This window comes from Pseudomonas silesiensis (genome assembly GCF_001661075.1).
Classification (GTDB): domain Bacteria; phylum Pseudomonadota; class Gammaproteobacteria; order Pseudomonadales; family Pseudomonadaceae; genus Aquipseudomonas; species Aquipseudomonas silesiensis.
The window spans coordinates 5,011,908-5,036,468 of the sequence record NZ_CP014870.1 but is presented as its reverse complement, the minus strand read 5'-3'; the positions used below and the strand labels follow the sequence as shown (position 1 = coordinate 5,036,468).

Sequence of the window (24,561 nt, the reverse complement as noted above, 5' to 3'; positions counted from 1 at the left end):
GGTAAATGGCGTTGTGCAGAGTTGTCGACTATCAAGGAGTTGCTGATGACCTTTTCCCTTGCCGCGAAGGCGTCGCTGTTGCTGCTGTTTCTGGGCAGTACTCTTTATGTGCATTTGCGCGGCAAGGCGCGGTTGCCGGTCCTGCGTCAGTTCGTCAACCACTCGGCGCTGTTTGCCCCCTATAACGCCTTGATGTACCTGTTCTCCAGCGTGCCGTCCAGACCCTATCTGGACCGCAGAAAATTCCCCGAACTGGATGTACTCAAGGACAACTGGGAAGTCATCCGCGACGAAGCGATGCACCTGTTCGACGAGGGTTACATCCGGGCTGCCAAGAAGAACAACGATGCGGGGTTCGGCTCGTTCTTCAAGAAGGGCTGGAAGCGTTTCTATCTCAAGTGGTATGACAAACCGCTGCCCTCGGCACAAACCCTGTGCCCGAAAACCGTGGCCCTGCTCAGTGGCATTCCCATCGTCAAAGGCGCCATGTTTGCCTTGCTGCCGGGCGGCAGTCACCTCAACCCGCACCGCGACCCGTTTGCCGGCTCCCTGCGTTATCACTTGGGGCTGTCGACGCCTAACTCCGACGACTGCCGCATTTTCGTCGATGGTCAGATTTACGCCTGGCGTGATGGCGAGGACGTGATGTTCGACGAGACGTATGTGCACTGGGTCAAGAACGAAACGCAAATGCCCCGGGTCATCCTGTTCTGCGATGTCGAACGTCCGCTGAGTAACCGCTTCATGACCCGTATCAACCGTTGGGTCAGTGGCTTTCTGGGCCGCGCCACCGCACCGCAGAACCTGGATGACGAACGGGTTGGCGGGATCAACCAGGCCTATGCCCGGACCAAGCACTTCGGTGACAGGTTCAGTGGCGGGATCAGACAGTGGAAGCGTCGTAACCCCAAGGCATACCGCGTAATGCGGCCAGTATTGGCGGTCGTTGTCTTGACGTTGTTGGGGTATTGGTTGTTTGGTTGATGCATATTCCCGAATCAAACACGGTCCCCTGTAGGAGCGAGCTTGCTCGCGATGGACGTTAACGATGACGCGTAATTCCTGAATCAGAGCGTCGCCCTTGAAATTTTCGTCGGAACGCCGCCCGGAGCAAGCTCGCTCCTACGCCAACACCCGCGCATGTTCCGCCCGCACTGAATTCATGAACGCCTGCATCGCCGACGACTGAATGCGATGACGCCGGGTGATCAGCCCATAGGGCGGCAACCGGGCTTCGAACTTGATCGGCAACACGGCCAGCAGATCACGGCCCGGATAGTCCTCGACCACCGACACCGGTGTTACGCCGAGCATGTCGGTCTGCTGAATCAATGACAGCAAGGTCATGATCGAGGTGGTTTCGACAATGCTGCTGGGGATGTCGACCCGCGCGTTGTGGAACACCTGATTGATGATCGCGCGCATCGGGCTTGGATGCTGCTGCAGCACCCATGTCATGTTCTGCAGTTCCGCCCAACTCAATTGCTTTTCTTTCGCCAGGGGATTTTGCGCACCGGCAATCACGCAGAGCGCTTCTTCACCCAAGCTGTCGAACAGTAATTCCTCGGCCCGCGCACCCGCCGGAATCCGCCCCAGCACGATATCCAGTTGATCCTGCAACAGCGCCTGCACCAGTACGTCGCTGGTGTCGACCTGGATGCTCATGGATAACCGTGGATGACTTTGTTTCAACGTGGCAATGGTGCGGGTCAACAACCCTGAAGCCAGCGCCGGAATTGCGCCGACCGCAACCCGGCCCAGGTTGCCAGATTCGAGTGCGACCAGCTCTTCACGCATGCCGCTGAGTTCGGCGAACACCATGCGTGCGTAATAGGTGACGGTTTCTCCGAACGGGGTGGAGCGCATGCCCCGGGGCAGCCGCTCGAAGAGCTCCACACCCAGCAGGTCCTCGGCTTCGTGCAGCATCTTGGTCGCTGCCGGTTGGGTCATGCCGATGTGGTCGGCGGCCCGGCGCAACGAGCCGAATTCCTGCAACGCCAGCATCAGCCGTAGCTGGCGCAGACGCAGGCGACTGTGGATCACATTGGCAACGGGAATTCGGGTCATGGCCGCGCTCGCGAAAAAGGACTGCGGCAAGCCTGACAACAAATGTCAGGCGTTGCCAGCATTGCTGTATCACAGCACCGATTTTGGCTTGGCGAGCTGGGGTTTGCGCAGGCCCATCAGGGTTTGCAGCGCTTTGGAAATCAGTGGCCAGAACAGCATCAGCAGCGCTGCCGTGGTCAGGCCGCCCACCAACGGGTTCGACCAGAAGATCCCGATGTGACCGTCGGAGAACAGCATCGACTGACGGAAAGCATCTTCGGCCTTGTCCCCCAGTACCGCGGCCAGAACCAGCGGTGCGATCGGGTAACCGAGTTTCTTGAACAGATAACCCAGCGCACCGAAGCCGAGCATCAATACCACGTCGAAGAACGAGTTGTGCACCGAGTAGGCCCCGATGGCGCAGACCATGATGATGATCGGTGCAATGATCGAGAACGGAATGCGCAGGATCGACGCGAACAGCGGCACGGTGGCCAGCACCACGATCAGACTCACCACGTTGCCCAGGTACATGCTCGCGATCAGGCCCCAGACGAAGTCATGTTGCTCGACGAACAGCGTCGGGCCAGGGTGCAGGCCCCAGATCATCAACCCGCCGAGCATCACGGCGGCGGTGGCCGAACCCGGAATGCCCAGGGTCAACATCGGCAGCAGCGCGCTGGTCCCGGCCGCATGGTCGGCGGTTTCCGGGGCGATCACACCTTCGAGTTCACCCTTGCCGAAGTTCTCGCGGTTCTTTGAAAAACGTCGCGCCAGGCTGTAGCTCATGAAGGATGCAGCTGTCGGCCCGCCAGGGGTGATGCCCATCCAGCAGCCGACCAGGGTGCTGCGCACAATGGTCCACCAGTAACGGGGCAATTTGGCCCAGGTACGCAGGATGACCATCGGGGTGATGCGCGCATGCTCGCCGCGGAACACCAGGCCTTCCTCGACCGTGCAAAGGATTTCGCCAATGCCGAACAGGCCGATGACCGCCACTTCGAAGCTGATGCCGGTCATCAGGGTCGGCTGGTCGAAGGTCAGGCGCAGGTTGCCCGAGACCGTGTCCATGCCGACTGCGGCCATGGCGAAACCGATCATCATCGCCACCACGGTTTTCAGCGGCGGGTTCTTGCTCATGCCGATGAAGGTGCAGAACGCCAACAGGTACACCGCGAAGAACTCCGGCGAACTGAAGGACATGGCGAATTCGGCAATCCGCGTCGACAGGAACGTCAGCAACAATACCCCGGCCAGCGCACCGATCAGCGCCGAGCTGAAGGCCGCGGTCAGCGCTTCGGCGGCGCGGCCTTCGCGGGCCATCGGGTAGCCATCGAAGGTGGTCGCCACCGATGAGGGCTCACCGGGTATGTTGAACAGGATCGAGGTGATCGAGCCGCCGAACAGCGCGCCCCAATACATGCACGACAACAGGATGATCGCCGACACCGGCGACATGGTGAACGTCAGCGGCAGCAGCAACGCCACGCCATTGGGGGCGCCGAGGCCGGGCAATACGCCGACCAGAATGCCCAGCAGCACGCCGATCACCATCAGGCCGATATGGCCGGGGGTCAGGATCAGGTTCATGCCTTGCAGCAGGGAATCGAACTCGCTCATTTGAAATGTCTCCCGGCCAGGGCAATCCAGTCGCCTACAGGGCCGGCATCCAGCGGGACCTTGAACCACAGTGCGAAAATCAGGTAGCTGGCGAGGACTGCACCGAGGGATATAGAAGCGATCATCAACTTGCCATAGGGTTTGACGCGGGTTTTGTCATGCCACATGAACCAGGCGATGAAGCAGGCCGAGGCCACGTAAATACCGGTGAACGGCATGGCCGCCACGAACAGCGCAATCGGGATGAACACCGACAGCACTTGCCTGAACGCACTGCGGCTGACGAATGAGATGCTTAGCGCTTTCCAGCGCACCAGGGTCAATACGCCGTTGCCTACACTCGCGGCGCTTAACAGCAGGCCGATGTAAAAGGGGAAGTAACCCGGCTCGGGGCCGGAATCGCCCCAGCCGATACCCTGTTCGACGCTGCCGTACATCACCACCACGCCGATCAGCGTGGTGAAGAGTGTCAGACCGAGTTCGACCCAGCGGGTACCGACCAGCGCCGGTGAATCCGAAGATTGGGACATGAAAGCACCTCCAGCAGGTGGCGGCCGTGCGCAGGCGGACGGCCGCGGTCAACTCAGTTTTTCAGCCAGCCGGCTTCTTTGAACACCGGGGTAACGCGTGCGGTGTCTTTTTCGATGTAGGCTGTCAGTGGCTCGCCTTCGAGGAAAGTCGGCACCAGCGCGTTCTGCTTGACGTAGGCCTTGAACTCCGGGGTCTCGGTGACTTTACGCATCAACTCGACATAGAACGCGCGCTGTTCGGCGGTGACTTCGCCGGGCATGAACACGGTGCGCGGGAAGCGGTACTGATCGATGCCCAGGCCCTGTTCATGGCAGGTCGGAACGTCGGCCCAGGATTTTTCGCCGGCGACTTTCTCGGTATAACTCATGCGCTCCTTACTGAACACGCAGAGCGGCTCGACCTGGTCGCCACGCCATTGGCTGATGCTTTCGCTGGGATTGTTGACGTTGGCGGCGATGTGCTTGCCGGCCAGTTGGGTCGCGGCTTCACTGCCGCTCTTGAACGGGATGTACACCAGTTTGCTGTTGTTGGTCTGGTTCAACAGCAGGGTCAGGGTCTGGTCGACATCCTTGGACTGGCTGCCGCCCATGCGCAGTTTCGACGGGTCGGCCTTGGCGGCTTCGTAGAAGCCCTTGGCATCTTTCCACGGTGCGCCTTTGTAGCTCCAGAGAATGAAGTCATCCTCGGCCACGGCCGCTACCGGGGTCAGTTCCTGCCATTGATAACCGAGCTTGGACACCAGCGGCAACAGGTAGATGTTGTTGGTGCCGATCACCAGTTTTTCCGGATCGCCCTTGTTCATTTTCAGGTCGAGAAAGGCTTCGGCGCCATTGCCGCCGCCTTTGTTCAGGACGATGGTGTTGACGTCGAGGAACTTGTGAGTGGTGATGATCGACTGGATCAGGCGACCGAGCTGGTCGGTACCGCCACCGGGGCCACCGGCGACGACGATTTCGACGTTCTTGTCCGGTTGCCAGGCGTGAGCCAGAGCCGGGAGGATCCCTGCTGCGACCAGTGTGCAACCAAGAGCCAGACGGGACGTGCGACGGACGAATGCATTTCGCATGGAAGGGCCTCGTTTTTGTAGTTGTTATAAATGACTTGTCGGTGGTGAAAGCTGCAAGCCTGGAGTGAGTGTGGGAAGACAGTGCCTGCGCGTCTAGTCAAAACAATACATACGCCGATAGCCTGGGGTTATAGGTCGCCACGATCTAAATCGCCTGTCTCGCCAGGAGTCCCGCGCCAGAGCCATTTGAGTGGAAAGTCGGCATAGGCGCAATACCCCGCAAGCCACCTGAAATCAGGGTTTGACATAACCCAAGGCTATCGCCTTATTTCAAGTTTTGATTGGACGGTTATCACTGTGCCTTCGATAGTGCTCGTCAGTACCGATCATTAACCTCAACGAGGTGCCTTATGGGTGAGCTGTGGAGTGGGCCGATCATCGACGCCCATCATCACTTCTGGGATCCGTCGATCAATGACCATCCCTGGTTGGCGCCCGAGGCCAGCATCCCGTTTCGCTACGGTGACTACAGTGCGCTCAAGCGTCGCTATTTTCCCGAGGATTACTTCGCCGATGCCGGTCGTCATGACGTCGTGAAGACGGTGTACATCGAGACCGAATGGAACCCGCAAGACCCGATCGGCGAAACCCGCTTCATCGAGCAACTGGCCGCCCGTTACGGCGTACCGAATGCAATCGTGGCGCAAGCCTGGCTGGACCATCCCGACGCCATCGCGGTCATGACCGAGCAAGCGAGTTACAAGTGCGTGCGCAGCGTTCGCCACAAACCCGGTGGCCCGACCGCGCTTGCGCAGGTAGGCCATGTGCGCAGCCTGATGAGCGACGAGCATTGGCGGCGCAGTTACGCTGCACTGCAAGGATTGGGGCTGCATTTCGATTTGCAGACACCCTGGTGGAACCTGCACGAAGCCGAACGGCTTGCCAGGGACTTTCCCGGCACTACGCTGATTCTCAACCATGCCGGGTTGCCAAGTGATCGCAGTGCCGAGGGGCTGGCAGGTTGGCGACTGGCGATGGCGCGGCTGGCCGAATGGCCGAACGTGCAGGTGAAAATCTCCGGCCTTGGTCAGCGCGGCCAGGTATGGCGCGCCAAAGACAATGCCTGGATCGTGCGCGAAGTGATCGCGATGTACGGTCCCGGTCGAGTGATGTTCGCCAGCAACTTTCCAGTGGACGGCCTGTGCGGCTCATTCAATGACATTTACACCGGTTTCAAATCCATCGTTGCCGATCTGCCGCTGGCCGATCAGGAGCAACTGTTCTACAGCAACGCGCAGCGGGTTTATCGTTGCGAGCCTGGCGCCATTGACCGGACACGGCCAGAACCCTTGAGGAGTGAAGCATGAACAAGACAACCATCGCCATGGTCCTGGGCGACCCGGCGGGCATCGGCCCGGAACTGATCGCCCGCCTGCTCGGCGAGCCCGACGTGCGCAGGCAGGCCAATGTGATTCTGATTGCCGACGAGGCGGAATTGCGCCGCGGCATGCGCATCGCCGGGACAGAGTTTCCGTATCGTCGGGTGGAGTCTCTGGACCAGTTGGATTTTCTCGATGACACGCCGCTGTTCTATGACTTTCGTGGCGACACCATTGGCGAATTTGCGCGCAGTGAAGCCAGTGTGATCGGTGGCCGCTACAGTCTCGACACCCTGGAAAAAGCCTTGCGCCTGACCGAGGCCGGCGCTACCGACGCGGTGCTGTTCGGGCCGCTCAACAAGACCTCATTACACATGGCCGGCATGGCCCATAGCGACGAACTGCACTGGTTCGCCGAGCTGCTGGATTTCCACGGGCCGTTCTGCGAATTCAACGTGCTCGACAACCTCTGGACTTCCCGGGTGACGTCCCACGTCGCCCTGGCCGATGTGCCGGGCATGCTCACCCAGGCGCGGGTAGTGGAAGCGATCCAGCTGATCGACACGGCGCTCAAGCGCAACGGCCTGGAGAAACCGCGCATCGGTGTGTGTGGGTTGAATCCACACAACGGAGACAACGGCTCGTTCGGCCGCGAAGAGCTGGACATCATCGGCCCGGCTGTTCGCTCGGCTCAGGCGCTGGGGATTGCGGCTGAAGGACCGTATCCCGGCGATACGATTTTCCTCAAGGTGCAAGGTGACGCCAGCGCCTTCGACGCGGTGGTGACCATGTATCACGACCAGGGGCAGATCGCGATCAGCTGATGGGTTTCTCCCGTGGCGTGACGGTGCAGGGCGGGTTGCCGATCCCGATCACTACACCGGCCCACGGCACTGCGTTCGACATCGCGGGGCAGGGTAAGGCGAATGTCGGGGCGATCCGCCAAGCGTTCGAGATTGCGTGCCGGATGGGGGCCAACAGCTACTGATCCGCGATCTGTAAAACAACACAACTCCAATGTGGGAGATTCTATGGTTGAGGGGAAGCCTCAACCTGCTTTCGGTTGGTATTCGCTCTGCCCTTTCAGCAGGGCGAATACGATTCGAGCGAGTTTGCGAGCCAGTATCACCAGCGCTTGCGTGGTACTGAATCCTCGATCCCTTTGCTCCTGGTAAAACCCGTTCCAGGTTGACGTACGGCTGGCCGACATGGCCGCGTTGTGCAGAAGTCGGCGTGCCTCGGGATCTCCACGTTTGGTCAAGCTCCTTCGACCGTCTTTCTGTCCTGATTTCGAGACTCGCAAATCCATTCCTAGAAAAGCGATGAATGCGTCCGCGTTTCTGAAGTCGCCTCGTTGAAATGCCGCGATCAGGCGAGCGCCCGTCAGAAATCCGATCCCTTCAACTTTCATGCAGCGCTTTAACTGAGCGAGTAAGCCAGCCTCTTTCAAGTGATCATTGATCATCTTTTCAACCAGCACCTCAAGCTTCTGCATTGATGCTACTTGCGCGGCAAAGGCTGTTTTGAGGAGCGGTTCATTCGACCAGCTTTGCACCAAGCCAACTCGGGCCTGAACCAATGCAGAACGACGGCGAAAAAGACTCAAAAGCCTGCGATACAGGGGGGAAGGCGGGATCCATGGATGCAACTCTTCGTGTTCGTTCTTCAGGTAGCGAGCGAGCAATTTGGCATCCAGCGCATCGGTCTTCGCACGAATTTTCACGCCTTTGCGGTAATGGCTCAGCTCATAGCCATCCACCATGTAGATCGTGCAGCCGGCCTCATGGGCCAGATCGGCAAACTCTAAGTGATAGATATTGGTGGACTCAATGGCGACTTCGACAGCCCCTGGCAAGCCCTTCAGCCATTGCTTGATCGCCGTCTTGTTGTTGGGAATCGTCTCAAGCAGATCCAGCTCAGCTTGAAAGATCACCAACTCATTCTTGGCGACATCGACGCCAACGATTGGCATCAGGACAGAAACTGGCATTGCCATTGAAATTCCCCCGAGATATGGTTTTGAACACTTGAAGGGCTCACCCAGGGGCGCAGGCTTGTTCCTATCGTCGGTCTTAGCCTGATGCATTCTTTATCGGCGCTTGAGTGAAAGGAGGAGGGGCGAAATCTCCCACGGATCTGTACTGCGTCAACAGTCAGAATCGGGCTTTGTCCCTTCTCCTCCCTNCAAGTCCTAGCATACAAGCGGGCTTGCTCGCGAAGGCGGTGTGTCAGTCAGCATTAATGTCGACTGACACGGCCTCTTCGTGAGCAAGCCCGCTCCCACAGTTTTTTGCGTTGTGGCTGATAACCCGATCTACCTGATAACCGGTTTTTGCTATCACCCCAGGTTATCGATGGATGCGCATAAGTGATTATCCGCCACCCCCAGGCGCTGGCTAAAGTCGCTCCATCGAATGCCCGGGCCGACCCACACGAGCGGCTCCGCGCAGCGACCCGACAACGACAAAAAGCCGGCAGCGCAAGGAACTGTATTCATGAAAATCAAAGCCATCCGTACCCGCGTTTTCGAGTGGAAAGGCAAAGTCGTCCCACCGCAAGCGCACTTCTGCACCAACGCCAGCGACATCCTGTTCGAGCGCGGCGACGCCATGGGCTCGTTCCGTTTCCATGGCTGGCTGGTGGTGGAAGTCGAGACCGACACCGGTCTTGTCGGCATCGGTAACTGCGCCCTGGCGCCGCGTGTGGCCAAGGAAATCATCGACACCTACCTGGCACCGATCGCCATTGGCGAAGACCCGTTCGACAACGAATACATCTGGCAGAAAATGTACCGCCAAAGCCACGCCTGGGGCCGCAAAGGCATCGGCATGGCGGCGATCTCGGCGATCGACATCGCCATCTGGGACATCATGGGCAAAGCGGTGAACAAGCCGGTGTTCAAACTGCTCGGTGGGCGGACCAAGGAAAAAATCTGGACCTACGCCTCCAAACTCTACGCCAACGACAACCTCGACCTGTTCCTCGAAGAAGCCCAGGGCTATCTGAACCAAGGCTTCACCGCGCTGAAAATGCGTTTCGGCTACGGCCCGAAAGACGGCCCCGCGGGCATGCGCAAGAACATCGAACAAGTGCGGGCGCTGCGTGAACTGGCCGGCCCGGACATCGACATCATGCTCGAGTGCTACATGGGCTGGACCCTGGAATATGCCCGTCGCATGTTGCCCAAACTCGCCGAGTTCGAACCACGCTGGCTCGAAGAACCGGTGATCGCCGACGACATCGAGGGCTACATCGAGCTGAAAAAAATGGGGATCATGCCGATCTCCGGCGGCGAGCATGAGTTCACCTCCTACGGCTTCAAGGACCTGCTGGAACGCCGCGCCATCGACGTGATCCAGTACGACACCAACCGCGTCGGCGGCATCACCGCCGCGCGCAAGATCAACGCCATGGCCGAAGCCTGGTCGGTGCCAGTCATCCCGCACGCCGGGCAGATGCACAACTACCACCTGACCATGTCCACCACCGCCTCGCCAATGGCCGAGTTCTTCCCGGTGTTCGACGTCGAAGTCGGCAACGAACTGTTTTACTACGTGTTCAAGGGCGAGCCACAACCGGTCAACGGCTACATCCAGCTCGACGACGACAAGCCGGGCCTGGGCCTGGAAATCTCCGATGAGTACTTGAGCGACTTCAACATCATCGAGTGACCTTGAGGCGCCGTTTTTCAACGGCGCCATCCACGACTTTCTGGAGGGCCGGACATGCGCCTGATTCAATTTGAAAACACTGCCGGGGAGCGCCAGGTCGGACTCGTCGAGGGTTCACAGGTCCAGGTATTGCGCGATACCCGCAGCACCCGTGAACTGGCACTCGCGGCGATCCGCGCCCAGCGCAGCCTGCAAGAAGAAGTCGCCTTGCGCGGCACCGAGCCGGGCCCGGATTACACGCAACTGTTGCAACAGGGCAAGGTGCTGCCGCCGCTGGACCATGAAGACCCGGCCCATTGCCTGATCAGCGGTACCGGCCTGACTCACCTGGGCAGCGCCTCGGCGCGGGACAAGATGCACCAGCAGGAGGGTGCGGTCGAAGCGGGCATGACCGATACCATGCGTATTTTCAAGTGGGGCCTGGAGGGCGGCAAACCGGCGGCCGGTCAAGTCGGTGCACAGCCGGAATGGTTCTACAAGGGTGACGGCAGCATCGTCGTGCGCCCGGGCGCGGACTTCCCCGTGCCGCCGTTTGCCGAGGACGCTGGCGAAGAGCCGGAGTTGACCGGTCTCTACGTGATCGGCGACGAGGGCCAGCCCTATCGGGTCGGTTATGCCTTGGGCAACGAGTTCTCCGACCATGTGATGGAGCGCCGCAATTACCTGTACCTCGCCCATTCGAAACTGCGCTTCTGTGCCTATGGTCCGGAGCTGCGGGTCGGTGAACTGCCCCGGCACCTGGCGGGCACCAGCCGCATCATGCGCAACGGCGAAACGATCTGGGAAAAAGAGTTTCTCAGTGGCGAAGACAACATGTGCCACAGCCTCGCCAATCTCGAATTCCACCACTTCAAATATGCGCAGTTCCTGCGTCCGGGCGATGTCCACGTACATTACTTCGGCACCGCCACGCTGTCGTTCGCCGACGGGGTGAAAACCCAGCCGGGGGATCGTTTCCAGGTCAGCCTCGATGAGTTCGGCGCACCACTGGAAAACGGCATCGGCGAAAGCGCCCAGCCATTGGCCATCGGCCAGGTGCGCACACTCTGAACCTTGTAGGAGCCGGCTTGCCGGCGATAGCTATCTGGCACGCGACGTTGATGTTTGCCCTGCCATGGCCTTCGCCGGCAAGCCGGCTCCTACAGGTCCGCAATCGATCAAGGAATCTGAAATGACCACGCCACTCGGACACAATTACATCGGCGGCCGGCGCAGCGCCAACGGCACCCTGCAGCTGCAAAGCCTCGACGCAGCCAGCGGTGAACCACTGCCCGGCAGCTTCTTCCAGGCGACCGAAGCCGAAGTGGATGCGGCCGCCAACGCTGCCGCCGCTGCGTACCCGATCTACCGCAACCTCAGCGCGGAAAAACGTGCGCTGTTCCTCGACGCCATCGCCGATGAAATCGATGCCTTGGGCGATGATTTCGTCGCCACCGTGTGCCGTGAAACGGCGTTGCCGGCCGGGCGCATTCAAGGAGAGCGCGGGCGCACCAGCGGCCAGATGCGCCTGTTCGCCAAGGTCCTGCGCCGGGGTGATTTTTATGGCGCGCGCATTGACCGGGCGCTGCCGGATCGTCAGCCGTTGCCGCGTCCGGACCTGCGTCAGTATCGCATCGCTTTAGGGCCGGTCGCGGTGTTTGGCGCGAGTAACTTTCCGCTGGCATTTTCCACCGCCGGTGGTGACACCGCGTCCGCGCTGGCCGCCGGTTGCCCGGTGGTGTTCAAGGCGCACAGCGGCCACATGGCGACCGCCGAATGGGTGGCGGATGCGATCATCCGCGCCGCCGAGCGCACTGACATGCCGGCCGGCGTGTTCAACATGATCTACGGCGGTGGCGTCGGTGAATGGCTGGTCAAGCACCCAGCGATCCAGGCCGTGGGCTTCACTGGTTCGCTCAAGGGCGGCAATGCCCTGAGCCACATGGCCGCGACACGGCCGCAGCCGATCCCGGTGTTTGCCGAGATGTCGAGCATCAACCCGGTGTTCCTGCTGCCCGAAGCCCTCGCGGTGCGTGGCGAGCATATCGCCGCGCAACTGGCCGGTTCGGTGACCCTGGGTTGCGGTCAGTTCTGCACCAATCCGGGCCTGGTGATCGGCCTGCGCTCGCCGCAGTTCAGCGCCTTTGTCGAAACGTTTTGCGCCAGCATGAACCAGCAACCACCGCAGACCATGCTCAACGCCGGCGCGCTGGACAGCTACAGCAAGGGCCTGGGCGAGCTGCACGAACATCCGGGGCTGACGCATCTGGCGGGCAAGCCGCAACAGGGCAGTCAGGCTCAACCGCAGGTGTTCCAGGCGGATGTCAGTTTGTTGCTCAAGGGCGATGAGCTGCTACAGGAAGAGGTTTTCGGACCGACCACCATCATCGTTGAAGTCGAGGATCGGGCGCAGCTGACGGCGGCGCTGCAGGGCCTGCGCGGGCAACTGACCGCGACACTGATCGGCGAGGCGGATGAATTGCTGGAATACCGCTGGCTGGCCGAATCACTGCAGGAAAAGGTCGGGCGGATTCTGCTCAATGGCTATCCGACCGGGGTCGAGGTCTGCGACGCAATGGTGCATGGCGGGCCGTACCCGGCGACGTCGGATTCGCGCGGGACATCGGTTGGCACCCTGGCGATCGACCGGTTCCTGCGGCCGGTGTGCTTCCAGAATTATCCGGATGCGATGTTGCCCGACGCGTTGCAGGACGCTAATCCGCTGGGGATTCGGCGGTTGGTGGATGGGGAGGTGAGTGACCTGCCTTTGTAATTGTCCGTGTCTGGACTGACGCCATCGCGGGCAAGTCGGATCGCCGCACCGCCGCTCCCACTGGTGTCGTACACGGATTCTGTGTGCAACACTTGATCCTGTGGGAGCTGGCTTGCCAGCGAAGGCGTCATCAACGGCACCAAAAATCTACTTGGCAGCCACCGCTGAAGCCTTCACCACCGAAGGCTTCAACACCAACCACAACGCCGCCGCAATCAACACCCCGCCATAAATGTGAGCCATCGACAACGGCTCATCCAGCAACATCGCGCCCCACAACACTCCAAACGGCGGAATCAGGAAGGTCGTGGTCATCGACTTCACCGGCCCGACCGAGCTGAGCAGGCGGAAGTAAATGATGTACGCCAACGCAGTACACACCAGGCCCAACCCGAGCAACGACAGCCACACACTCCAGCCGCCCCAGCTCACCGGCGGCTGGCTGATCACGCTGTAGCCAAACAGCGGCAGCAACAGCAGCGTCGCGCCCAGCATGCTGCCCAGCGCCGAAAGACGACTGTCGAGACCGCCGGCCTGGTCGAGCCAACGGCGTGCCAGAAACCCGGCGAAACCGTAGCAAGTGGTGGCGAGCAGGCAGGCGAGGGCACCCATCAACAGGTCCATGTCGAACGCCACCGGCCCGGCCCGGGTCAGGATGCCGACGCCGAACAGGCCGAGAAATACCCCGCCGAGCTTGGCGGCGGTGAGTTTTTCATGGAAGAACAAACCGCCGATCAACACCCCCATCAGCGGCGTCGTGGCATTGAAAATCGCCGAGTAACCGGCCGGCAGCACTTGGGCGGCGACCGAATAGAGGGTCGCGGGAATCCCGGAGTTGATCATCCCCAGCAGCATCACCGTCTTGAGTTTGCCTTTGAAGTCCCAGCTGATGCGCATCAGGCCCAGGATTACCAGCAACCCGAGCGCCGCAATCGACACGCGGAAAAAAGCCGTGGGGATCGTGCCAATGACCGGGGCGATGATGCGCATGAACAGGAAGCTCGCCCCCCAAATGGCGGCAAGGGCCAGCAAACGCAGAGTATCGACGGGGTTCACAACATTTTCCTTCCATGATTGGCGCGCAAGTGTCGCGCCAGTCAGGGCGCAAGGCAATGGTTGCGTTGCGTCACACAGGGCCACTAAGCTCAGGCTCCAAAGATCAGCATCAGCCGCCGAGGTTTTACCTATGCCGCAGCATTGGCCAGCCGCCAACATCGCCCGAATGATCCTCGACGGCTTTGACGATTACCGCGAGCATTTCCGTCAGATCACTGACGGCGCCCGAGCCCGATTCGAACAGGCCAAGTGGCAGGAGGCGCAAATCGCGTCGGCTGCGCGGATCAATCTGTACGAAGAAAAAGTCGGCGAAACCGTGGCGCGACTGCGCTCATCCTTCGAAGTCGACACATTGATGGACGACAGTAGCTGGCCGCTGGTCAAGAGCGCCTACATCACGTTGATCGACCTGCGCTTCGACGATGAATTATCCGAGACCTGGTACAACTCGATTTTCTGCGGGCTGTTCAGCCATGACCTGATCAGCGATGGCTGCATGTTCATCCACACCACCCGGCCCAGCCTGCGCCGGGCCCGCGCCGCGCAAACCCGCACCTACAAACCTCAAGGCAAGCTGGCGGGCATGCTCGCCAGCGTGTTCGCCGATTACCGCTTCAGCGAGGAGTACGCCGACCTGCCCGCCGACCTGCGCCGTCTCGAAGCGCAATTGCGCGAGAACCTGCCGGACTGGGTGTGCAAGGACCCGGAGCTGAGCGTCGAACTGTTTTCCTCGGTGCTTTACCGCAACAAGGGGGCGTACCTGGTGGGGCGCATCTACACCCAGGACGAGCAGTGGCCCCTGGTGATTCCGCTGCTGCACCGCGAAGGCCGAGGGATTCAGATCGATGCGTTGATCACCGATGAAGCGGACGTCTCGATCATCTTCTCCTTCACCCGTTCGTATTTCATGGTGGATGTGCCGGTGCCGGCGGAGTTCATCGGTTTCCTCAAACGCATCCTGCCGGGCAAGCACATCGCCGAGCTGTACACCTCGATCGGCTTCTACAAACACGGAAAATCCGAGTTCTACCGGGCGCTGATCAACCACCTGGCCAACACCGACGACCAGTTCATTATGGCCCCCGGCGTGCGCGGCATGGTCATGAGCGTGTTCACCCTGCCGGGTTTCACTACCGTGTTCAAAATCATCAAGGACCGCTTCTCGCCGTCGAAAAACGTCGACCGCGCCACCGTGATCGAGAAGTACCGCCTGGTGAAGAGCGTCGACCGGGTCGGGCGCATGGCCGATACCCAGGAATTTGCCGACTTTCGTTTCCCGTTGAGCAAGTTCGAGCCGGCGTGCCTGGAAGAGTTGCTCGAAGTGGCCGCGTCCACGGTGTCGGTGGAGGACGATACGGTGCTGATTCGTCACTGCTGGACCGAGCGGCGCATGACACCGCTGAACCTGTACCTGGAACATGCCAACCCGGCGCAGGTGCGCGAGGCGCTGGAGGATTACGGCCTGGCAATCAAGCAACTGGCGGCGGCGAACATCTTTCCTGGCGACATGCTGCTGAAGAACTTTGGCGTCACCCGCCACGGGCGCGTGGTGTTTTATGACTATGACGAAATCTGCTTCCTGACCGAGGCCAACTTCCGCCATATTCCGCTACCGCGAACCCCGGAAGACGAAATGGCCTCCGAGCCGTGGTATTCGATCGGGCCGCTGGATGTGTTTCCCGAAGAGTTTCCGCCGTTTCTGTTTGCCGATGCCGGGCAGCGCAAGTTGTTCGATCAGTTGCATGGCGAGTTGTACAACGCCGATTACTGGAAAAGCCTGCAGGAGGCGATTCGGGCGGGCAAAGTGATCGATGTGTTCCCGTACCGGCGCAAGGGCCTCGATAACGAATGACCCCTGTAGGAGCCGGCTTGCTGGCGAAGGCGGCCCGGCAGACACCCACACCGTAACTGCCCCACCGCTAACCCCTGTGGGAGCTGGCTTGTCGGATCGCCGCACCGCAGCGAAAGTGGCCTGACAGACACCGATGATGTGACTGTTACGCCGCCTTCGCCAGCAAGCCGGCTCCTACAATAGTCCTTCAAATCTGCGACAATCGCCCCCCTGCGCCACTAGACGACTTATTGCGTACCTGATGACTGACGAATCGCCTTCCATCGACAAACTGCTGAAAAACCTCGATCACGCCATGCTCGCCGACCGCCACCGGCTGCGGCGGCAGTTGCTCGAGCTGCGCAAGAAACCTGACGAGGCCAAGCTGGCCCAGTGGGTGGCGCGCATGCAAGCCTCCTGCGATCAGGTGCTGGCGCGGCGTGCCAGCCTGCCGGTGGTGCGTTACGACGACAGCCTGCCGATCGCCGCCAAGCGCGATGAAATCAAGGCCGCGCTGCTCAAGCACCAGGTGCTGATCATCGCCGGCGAAACCGGTTCGGGTAAGACCACCCAGTTGCCGAAGATCTGCCTGGAAATCGGTCGCGGCCAGCATGGCCTGATCGGCCACACCCAACCCCGTCGGATCGCCGCGCGCAGCGTGGCCAGTCGGGTCGCCGAGGAACTGGGCACGCCGTTGGGCGCGCTGGTCGGCTATCAGGTACGGTTCGAGGATCAGAGCGATGCCAACACCCTGATCAAGCTGATGACCGACGGCATCCTGCTGGCGGAAACCCAGAACGACCGCTACCTCGAACGCTACGACACGATCATCGTCGACGAAGCCCACGAACGCAGCCTGAACATCGACTTCCTGCTCGGTTACCTGAAAACCCTGCTGCCCCGTCGCCCGGACCTGAAAGTCATCATCACCTCGGCGACCATCGACCTGGAGCGTTTCTCCAAGCACTTCGATGACGCGCCGATCGTCGAAGTCTCCGGCCGCACCTTCCCGGTGGAGACGTGGTATCGCCCGCTGACCCTGGAGCAGGACGAGGAGGGCAACCGTGTCGAGGATGACTTGACGGTGGATCAGGCGATCCTCGCCACCCTCGACGAAATCGCCGCGTTCGAACGCAGCGAGCGCAAGAGCCCGGGCGATGTGCTGGTGTTTCTGCCCGGCGAACGCGAGATCCGTGACGCCGCCGACATGTTGCGTAAGGCCCAGCTCAAACACACCGAAATCCTGCCGCTGTACGCGCGGCTTTCGCCCGCCGAGCAGCAGCGAATTTTCCAGTCGCACCCTGGCCGGCGCGTGGTGCTGGCAACCAACGTCGCCGAAACCTCGCTGACGGTGCCGGGCATTCGTTATGTAATCGACAGCGGCACCGCGCGCATCAGTCGCTACAGCTACCGGGCGAAGGTCCAGCGCCTGCCCATCGAAGCCATTTCCCAGGCCAGCGCCAACCAGCGTAAAGGCCGTTGCGGGCGGGTCGAGCCGGGCATTTGCGTGCGGTTGTTCAGCGAAGAGGACTTTATCGGTCGTCCTGAATTTACCGACCCGGAGATCCTGCGCACCAACCTGGCGGCGGTGATTTTGCAGATGCTGCACCTGCGCCTGGGCGAGATCACCGACTTCCCGTTCATCGAGCCGCCGGACGGCAAGGCCATCAGCGACGGTTTCAACCTGCTGCAAGAGCTTTCGGCAGTGGATCGCAACAGCCAGTTGACCCCGCTCGGTCGCCAGTTGGCGCGGTTGCCGGTAGACCCGCGCATGGGCCGCATGCTGCTGGAAGCGGCGAAGCTCGGCAGCCTGCAGGAAGTGCTGATCGTCGCCAGCGCCATGTCGATTCAGGACCCGCGCGAACGTCCGCCGGAGCGTCAACAAGCGGCGGACCAGGCCCACGCGCAATGGAAAGACATCGACTCGGACTTCGCCGGGCTTGTCAACCTGTGGCGTGGTTTTGAAGAACAGCGTCAGGCCCTGACGGCGAGTCCGTTGCGCAACTGGTGCCGCAAGAATTTCCTCAATTACCTGCGCCTGCGCGAGTGGCGCGACTCTCACCGGCAGTTGAGCCTGATCTGCCGCGACATGCAGCTGAGCCTCAATAAAGAGCCGGCGGATTACCCGAAGCTGCACAAAGCCGTGCTCTCCGGCCTGCTCAGCCAGATCGGGCAAAAAACCGAAGACGGCGATTACCTGGGTGCCCGCCAGCGACGCTTCTGGATTCACCCGTCCTCCGGGCTGGGTAAAAAGCGCCCGCAATGGCTTATGGCCGCCGAACTGGTGGAAACCACCAAGCTCTATGCGCGGATGGTGGCCAAGATCGATGCCGACTGGATCGAGCCGCTCGCCGGGCACTTGATCAAGAAAAACCACTTCGAACCCCATTGGGAGAAGAAGCGCGGCCAGGTCGTGGCGTTCGAACAGATCACCCTGTTCGGGTTGATCGTGGTCGGTCGCCGGCCGGTGCACTACGGACCGATCGATCCTGCGACGTCCCGTGAGTTGTTCATTCGTGAAGGCTTGGTGCGTGGCGAGATTCAGTCCAAAGCCAAATGCCTGATTGCCAATAAACAACTGTTGGAACAGCTCGACGAACTCGAAGCCAAGGCCCGTCGCCGCGACATTCTGGCCGACGAAGAAACCCTGTTCGCCTTCTACGACGCGCGACTGCCGGCCGAGATTCACCAGACCGCGACCTTCGACAGCTGGTACCGGGTCAACAGCCAGAAAGACCCGCAGCTGCTGATCATGCGCGAAGAAGACGTGCTGGCCCGCGAGGCCAGTGAAGTCACCGCCGCGCATTACCCGGACACCTTGCACATCGGCGATCTGGAACTGGCCCTGAGTTACCACTTCGAGCCCAACCATCCACGGGACGGCGTCACCCTGCGGGTGCCGGCGCCGCTGTTGCCGATGCTGCCGCCGGAACGCCTGGAGTGGCTGGTGCCAGGTGTGATCGAGGCCAAGTGCATTGCACTGGTGCGCAACCTGCCCAAGGCCCTGCGCAAGAACTTCGTGCCAGTGCCGGATTTCGTCAAGGCCGCGTTGCAGCGCATGACCTTCGCCGAGGGCTCGTTGCCCCAGGCCTTGGGTCGTGAATTGCTGCGCATGACCGGGGCGCGGGTCAGCGATGAAGCCTGGGCCGAAGCGGCGCAGCAGGTTGAAAGCCATTTGCGGATGAACCTGGAAATCGTCGACGGCCAGGGCAAGTTTCTCGGTGAAGGCCGGGACCTGGCCGAGTTGACCGCCCGCTTTGCCGAGGCCAGCCAGGCAGCCCTGGCCGTGCCGCAAACCGCGAAAAGCCAGCAGCCGGTGGAGGCGAAAGTCTTTGCCGCCGTCGCTGAAAAGACTCAACAGAAGATCGCCGGGCTGTCGATGACGGTGTATCCGGCGCTGGTGGAAGAGGGCGGTACGGTCAAGGAAGGGCGTTTCTCGACGCCGGCCGAAGCCGAATTCCAGCATCGCCGCGCCTTGCAGCGTTTGCTGATGCAGCAATTGGCCGAGCCGGCGAAGTTCCTGCGCGGCAAGTTGCCGGGGCTGACCGAGCTGGGCCTGATGTACCGCGACATGGGGCGTATCGACAGCCTGGTAGAAGATATTCTGCTGGCCAGCCTCGACAGCTGCATCCTCGACGGCGAAGACCCGATGCCGCGCGACGGCGCCGCACTGGCGGCACTGGCCGAGCGCAAGCGTGGCGGCTGGACCGAGCACGCCGAGCGGTTGGCGAAGCTGACCCTGGAGATTCTCAAGCTGTGGCACGGTTTGCAAAAGCGCTTCAAGGGCAAGATCGACCTGGCGCAAGCCGTGGCCCTGAACGACATCAAGCAGCAGCTCAGCCAGCTGGTGTATCCGGGGTTCGTGCGTGAAACGCCGATGCAGTGGCTCAAGGAACTGCCGCGCTACCTCAAGGCCATCGAGCAACGCTTCGAAAAACTTGGCGCTCAGGTACAGAAGGACCGGGTCTGGAGCGGCGAGTTGTCCGGCCTCTGGAGCCAATACCAGACCCGCGCCAACAAACACGCCCAGGAAGGCAAGCGCGACCCGCAACTGGAGCTGTATCGCTGGTGGCTGGAGGAATACCGGGTTTCGTTGTTCGCCCAGCAATTGGGAACCAAGGTGCCGATCTCCGACAAGCGCCTGGGCAAGCAATGGAGCCAGGTCGAACTGTAGGAGCCAGGCTTGCCGGCGAAAGCGGCCTCAAGCCTTGCATCGCCCGCGAAGACGCTTTCGCCAGGCCGGGCTCCTACAGGGATTGGCGTTGACCACTCTCCATCTGCATACCGGAGATCGTGTAGGAGCTGGCTTGCCAGCGAAAGCGGCCTCAAGCCTTGCATCGCCCTCGAAGACGCTTTCGCCGGCAAGCCGGGCTCCTACAGGGTTTGCGTGATGGTGCCCGGTTCGCAAAAGGCGCCAAAACCCAAGGTTTATGGCAAACTTCGCGCCTATAAACACCAGCCCAGCGGTTTTGAGCCTTCGCGGGCCCGGGCGGACCGGAATAAGCGATACCAGGTTTTGCGTCCGGACCTGGAGTAGACCCTTTGCGTGTTGGTACGCCAGTGCCAACGCTTTCTGCCTGAACAGATCAGAGAAACGACCATGCATAACGTCGTCATCAGCGGCACCGGCTTGTACACCCCGGCCAACAGCATTTCCAACGAAGAGCTGGTGCAGTCTTTCAATACCTACGTCGGGCAGTTCAACGCCGATAACGCCGAAGCGATCGCCCGCGGTGAAATCGAGGCGCTGACCGAATCCAGCGCGGCGTTCATCGAAAAAGCTTCTGGCATCAAAAGCCGCTTTGTCATGGACAAGGACGGTATCCTCGACCCGCAACGCATGGCGCCACGCCTGCCGGAGCGCTCGAATGACGAATGGTCGGTGCTCTGCCAGATGGCCATCGGCGCCGCCGAGCAAGCCCTGCAGCGTGCGGGCAAGACCGCCGCGGACATCGACGGCGTGATCGTCGCCTGTTCCAACCTGCAGCGCGCCTACCCGGCCATCGCCATCGAAGTCCAGGAGGCGCTGGGCATCCAGGGGTTCGGCTTCGACATGAACGTAGCCTGCTCCTCGGCGACCTTCGGCATTCAGGCCGCCGCCAACAGCGTGCAACTGGGCCAGGCCCGGGCGATCCTGATGGTCAACCCGGAAGTCTGCACCGGTCACCTGAATTTCCGCGACCGCGACAGCCATTTCATCTTCGGCGACGCCGCCACCGCGGTGATCATCGAACGTGCCGACCTGGCCACCTCCCCGTACCAGTTCGACGTGGTCAGCACCAAGCTGCTGACCAAATTCTCCAACAATATCCGTAACAACTTCGGCTTCCTCAATCGCGCAGCGGAAGAAGCCATCGGTGCCAAGGACAAACTGTTCGTCCAGGAAGGCCGCAAGGTGTTCAAGGACGTCTGCCCGATGGTCGCTGAACTGATCGCCAGACATCTGGAAGAAAACCAGCTCAACGTCACCGACGTGAAGCGCTTCTGGCTGCACCAGGCCAACCTCAGCATGAACCATTTGATCGTCAGGAAACTGCTGGGCCGCGAAGCGACCGAAGAAGAAGCGCCGGTGATTCTCGACACCTACGCCAACACCAGCTCTGCCGGTTCGGTGATTGCCTTTCACAAACATCAGGATGATCTGGCGGCCGGTTCGCTGGCGGTGCTCAGCTCGTTTGGCGCCGGTTATTCGATTGGCAGCGTGATTCTGCGCAAACGCTGAATCCGCTTTTGTAGGAGCGAGGCTTGCCCGCGATGGTCGTCAACGATAACGCTGGAAACCTGACACCCCGCGGCGCTCTCAGGTTTTTCGCGAGCAAGCTCGCTCCTACAGGGTTCAGGGGGAGGGCAATAAAAAACTCGCGCTACAGTATCGGACGGATGATGGGGACCGATACCGCAACGCCAGGCTGTAAAAAATGCCGCTCGGGCGTCCTTGCCCGAGTCGTATAACGCAGGATCAGAACTTGGCTTCTGCATCCAGCTGCAGGGTGTTGATTTTCGAGTCCCGCAGGGTGGCGTTGGTGTAGTCGGAGTCAGCCATGAAGTACGTCGCACCGAGGGCGAAGTTCTTGTCGATCTCGTAGCTCACTTTCAACTTGCTGCCGCGCGAACCGGTGAAACCGTTGGCGAAGTCGGAGTCGGTGAAAGCACCGACCACGGCGTTACGCTGGATGTCGCGATAGTTGTAGTCCAGGCCGAAACCGTAGAACTTGGTCTTGACGCCCGCCAGCCAGCCCATGTCCTGATCGTTGCTCGCACTGTCGTTGTTGACGATTTGACCGTATAGCGACAGTGGCATTGGCAGACCGCCGATGTCGAGCGAACCAAAGCCTTCCCACACTTTGAATTCTTCGCCCGGGCTGTTTCCGTTGATGGCCAGGGAAGCGGTGTCCTCGTCATTGTCGTAAGCGTAGAGACTGCCACCCAGCGTCATTTTCAGGTTGTCGGTGATTGCGAAGCGTGCGCCCAACTGGCCTGCGTACAGGCGCAAGTCGTGACGGAACTGCTTGCCTTCGCCGTCGACGTTGTCCTGGAGGGTGTAATGGCCGGCGCTACCGAACAGCTCGGTCGAGCTGCCTAGCGGGTATTTGTAAGTCACAGCCAGACCTTCCGGGCTGATGTCGCTGTCCCAGATAATGTCGCCCATGCTCACCCAGGGTTGCGGCATCTTGCCGCCGATCAAGTGCAAATTCTTGATGGCAGTCGGGTGGTAGTCGACGTAGCCCTGGTCCAGCCAGATATCTTTCTTGGAGAAGTTGCCTTCCAGGCTCTGGTTGGTGGAGCGAGCATCGTTGTTGTTGCCAGTGGCGATACGAATGCCGGTGTCCACCTGCGGATTGATTTCTGTGTAGGCACCCAGGCGGGCACGAATACGTTGACGATCCTGGTCGCCGGTGTTCGATACGCCATCGTTCTTGACCGTTTCCTGGCGGAAACGGACGTCACCTTTAAACTGGGTCTTGGCCGCCCACGCCAGTTTCTGGTCGAAGGTACTCAGTTCATTGGTTTTCTTCGCCGTCGCTGCGATCTGCTCATTGGTTTCTTGCTGAGCCTGACGCGCAATCTGCTGCTCCTTCTTATCCTTGGCCAGTTCGGCCTGCAATTCAGCGTACTGCGCCGGGGAAATCGAACCGTTGGCCTTGAGCATGTCGAGCAGTTTGGCGTCGACTGCGGCATTGGCCGGAATACTCATGGCCAACAACAGGCCGCCACACAGGGCCGCCGCAGTTTTCTTGGAAGCAAGACGCATATCAATCTCCGAAAGATAAGAGTGGATGGTTGAACCATCCTGGGCACAACCGACCATCGGGGTGGACGGAACGACAATGGCCTGGTTAGATCCAGGCGTTCTAAAAACAGGCGCCAGTATCGCGATGGATTATTTCAGTGTGGTGGCAGGATGATGTCAGGTCGATGACGATACGAAGGTGCTGCGAACCATTGAACTAGAGCGCTGTCAGCAAAATGCTCGTGTGCAATCGGGTACCGATAGGCGATACTCGCGAGGCTTTCACACCATGAATGAGTGAGGATGGTGATGCCGTTGCAATGCCTGCAAAGCCTGTCGCAAATTGCCGCGCCACGCTGGGACGCCCTGGTTCCGGAGACTCAGCCCTTTCTGCGTCACGCGTTTCTGAGCGCGCTGGAGGACAGTGGCAGCATCGGGCCTCATTCCGGTTGGCAGCCCGAACATTTACTGCACGTCGACGGTGATCGGCTGATCGCCGCGTTGCCCGGTTACCGCAAGTGGCATTCCTACGGCGAATACGTGTTCGATCACGCCTGGGCCGATGCCTGCGAGCGCGCCGGCATCGACTATTACCCCAAACTGTTGAGCGCCGTACCGTTTAGCCCGGTCAGCGGCCCGCGCCTGCTGGCGGCCAGGGTCGAGGACGGTTTCGAGCTGCTGCAAAGCCTGCCCGGCTACCTTGAGATCGAACAGCTCTCAAGTGCGCACATCAACTTCACCGACCCCTTCACCGACGCCGCATTGGCCGAACAGCCGGGCTGGTTGCAGCGCATCGGCTGTCAGTACCACTGGCAGAATCGCGGCTATCGGGATTTTCAGGATTTCCTCGACGTCCTCAGTTCGCGCAAGCGCAAGCAGATGCGCAAGGAGCGCGAGCAAGTGGCGGGGCAGGGGATTGATTTCGAATGGCTTGAAGGTCGGCAGCTGGATCAGGCGCAGTGGGATTTTGTCTATGCCTGCTACGCCAACACTTACGCAGTGCGGCGGCAACGGCCCTATCTGACCCGAGAGTTCTTCAGTCTGCTGGCCGAACGGATGCCGGAAGCGATTCGCGTGGTGTTGGCCAAGCAAGGCTCACGGCCGGTGGCCATGGCCTTCAGTCTGGTGGGGGGCGACAGCTTTTACGGTCGCTATTGGGGATGCCTGGCGGAGTTCGACCGGCTGCACTTCGAGACCTGCTTCTATCAGGGCATGGACTACGCGATTGCCAATGGCTTCCAGCGTTTCGATGCCGGTGCCCAAGGCGAGCACAAGTTGATTCGCGGGTTCGAGCCGGTGATCACGCATTCCTGGCACTACTTGCGCCATCCCGGCCTGAAAGCGGCCGTCAAAGACTTCCTGCGGCAAGAGCGCGTCGGTGTGTTGGCGTATGCCGAGGAAGCGAGGACGGCCTTGCCTTACCGGCAAGACTGATCCT

Annotated in this window: 16 protein-coding genes and 1 pseudogene; 10 read left to right on the top strand and 7 right to left on the bottom strand. The window is 60.7% G+C overall.

The features are described 5' to 3' along the window. Window positions 1-45: 45 nt before the first annotated feature. Window positions 46-984, top strand: a complete 939-nt coding sequence (locus PMA3_RS22250) for an aspartyl/asparaginyl beta-hydroxylase domain-containing protein (RefSeq protein ID WP_064679206.1) — start codon at window positions 46-48, stop codon at window positions 982-984. 138 nt (window positions 985-1,122) lie between these two features. Here the strand turns inward: PMA3_RS22250 and PMA3_RS22245 are convergent, their stop codons facing one another. From PMA3_RS22245 to PMA3_RS22230, 4 genes are all read right to left on the bottom strand, one after another. Next, window positions 1,123-2,067, bottom strand: coding sequence for a LysR family transcriptional regulator (locus PMA3_RS22245; protein ID WP_064679205.1), 945 nt, complete (start codon window positions 2,065-2,067; stop codon window positions 1,123-1,125). Window positions 2,068-2,136: 69 nt separating this feature from the next. Continuing rightward, window positions 2,137-3,666: a tripartite tricarboxylate transporter permease gene (locus tag PMA3_RS22240; RefSeq protein ID WP_064679204.1), complete on the bottom strand. Its 1,530-nt coding sequence runs from the start codon at window positions 3,664-3,666 to the stop codon at window positions 2,137-2,139. After that, a complete protein-coding gene (locus PMA3_RS22235; protein ID WP_064679203.1) occupies window positions 3,663-4,196 on the bottom strand; it encodes a tripartite tricarboxylate transporter TctB family protein in 534 nt (177 codons plus the stop codon). The genes PMA3_RS22240 and PMA3_RS22235 overlap by 4 nt, the downstream gene beginning before the upstream one ends. Before the next feature lie 53 nt (window positions 4,197-4,249). Then, entirely contained in the window at window positions 4,250-5,263 is a 1,014-nt protein-coding gene (locus tag PMA3_RS22230) for a Bug family tripartite tricarboxylate transporter substrate binding protein (protein ID WP_064679202.1), read from the bottom strand. 350 nt (window positions 5,264-5,613) lie between these two features. Between PMA3_RS22230 and PMA3_RS22225 the strand changes: the two genes are divergently transcribed. Together PMA3_RS22225 and PMA3_RS22220 are read left to right on the top strand one after the other, a co-directional pair. Next, window positions 5,614-6,570, top strand: coding sequence for an amidohydrolase family protein (locus PMA3_RS22225; RefSeq protein WP_064679201.1), 957 nt, complete (start codon window positions 5,614-5,616; stop codon window positions 6,568-6,570). After that, window positions 6,567-7,570, top strand: a pseudogene (locus tag PMA3_RS22220) (4-hydroxythreonine-4-phosphate dehydrogenase PdxA). The gene PMA3_RS22225 and the pseudogene PMA3_RS22220 overlap by 4 nt, the downstream one beginning before the upstream one ends. A 60-nt stretch (window positions 7,571-7,630) precedes the next feature. Here the strand turns inward: PMA3_RS22220 and PMA3_RS22215 are convergent. Then, window positions 7,631-8,578 carry an IS110 family RNA-guided transposase gene (locus PMA3_RS22215; RefSeq protein ID WP_064680598.1) on the bottom strand — a complete coding sequence of 316 codons (948 nt, stop codon included), beginning with the start codon at window positions 8,576-8,578 and terminating at the stop codon, window positions 7,631-7,633. Window positions 8,579-9,077: 499 nt separating this feature from the next. On the opposite strand from PMA3_RS22215, the gene PMA3_RS22210 reads away from it, so the two are divergent. From PMA3_RS22210 to PMA3_RS22200, 3 genes are all read left to right on the top strand, one after another. After that, the gene (locus PMA3_RS22210) at window positions 9,078-10,253 is read left to right on the top strand and encodes an L-rhamnonate dehydratase (protein ID WP_064679200.1); all 1,176 of its coding nucleotides are present in this window, start codon (window positions 9,078-9,080) and stop codon (window positions 10,251-10,253) included. A gap of 54 nt (window positions 10,254-10,307) precedes the next feature. Then, window positions 10,308-11,303, top strand: coding sequence for an AraD1 family protein (gene araD1, locus PMA3_RS22205; RefSeq protein WP_064679199.1), 996 nt, complete (start codon window positions 10,308-10,310; stop codon window positions 11,301-11,303). 121 nt (window positions 11,304-11,424) lie between these two features. Then, window positions 11,425-13,005 (top strand): aldehyde dehydrogenase (NADP(+)), encoded by a 1,581-nt coding sequence (locus PMA3_RS22200; protein ID WP_064679198.1) that lies wholly within the window; start codon window positions 11,425-11,427, stop codon window positions 13,003-13,005. 147 nt (window positions 13,006-13,152) lie between these two features. Here PMA3_RS22200 and PMA3_RS22195 read toward each other — a convergent pair whose 3' ends face one another. Beyond that, complete coding sequence (locus PMA3_RS22195; RefSeq protein ID WP_064679197.1) at window positions 13,153-14,061, bottom strand: DMT family transporter; 909 nt, start codon at window positions 14,059-14,061, stop codon at window positions 13,153-13,155. 130 nt (window positions 14,062-14,191) lie between these two features. Between PMA3_RS22195 and aceK the strand changes: the two genes are divergently transcribed. The 3 genes from aceK to PMA3_RS22180 all read left to right on the top strand — a co-directional run bounded on the left by aceK (window position 14,192) and on the right by PMA3_RS22180 (window position 21,614). Further along, complete coding sequence (aceK, locus tag PMA3_RS22190) at window positions 14,192-15,913, top strand: bifunctional isocitrate dehydrogenase kinase/phosphatase (RefSeq protein ID WP_064679196.1); 1,722 nt, start codon at window positions 14,192-14,194, stop codon at window positions 15,911-15,913. Between the two features lie 241 nt (window positions 15,914-16,154). After that, window positions 16,155-20,066, top strand: coding sequence for an ATP-dependent RNA helicase HrpA (gene hrpA, locus PMA3_RS22185; RefSeq protein ID WP_064679195.1), 3,912 nt, complete (start codon window positions 16,155-16,157; stop codon window positions 20,064-20,066). A 426-nt stretch (window positions 20,067-20,492) separates the two neighbouring features. Next, on the top strand, window positions 20,493-21,614 hold the full coding sequence (locus PMA3_RS22180) for a beta-ketoacyl-ACP synthase III (RefSeq protein WP_064680781.1): 1,122 nt from the start codon (window positions 20,493-20,495) through the stop codon (window positions 21,612-21,614). A 237-nt stretch (window positions 21,615-21,851) separates the two neighbouring features. Here the strand turns inward: PMA3_RS22180 and PMA3_RS22175 are convergent, their stop codons facing one another. Further along, window positions 21,852-23,144 carry a putative porin gene (locus PMA3_RS22175; RefSeq protein ID WP_064679194.1) on the bottom strand — a complete coding sequence of 431 codons (1,293 nt, stop codon included), beginning with the start codon at window positions 23,142-23,144 and terminating at the stop codon, window positions 21,852-21,854. Window positions 23,145-23,432: 288 nt separating this feature from the next. Here PMA3_RS22175 and PMA3_RS22170 point away from each other — a divergent pair, with 288 nt between their 5' ends. Further along, entirely contained in the window at window positions 23,433-24,557 is a 1,125-nt protein-coding gene (locus tag PMA3_RS22170) for a GNAT family N-acetyltransferase (protein ID WP_064680780.1), read from the top strand. The last annotated feature ends 4 nt before the right edge of the window (window positions 24,558-24,561 follow it).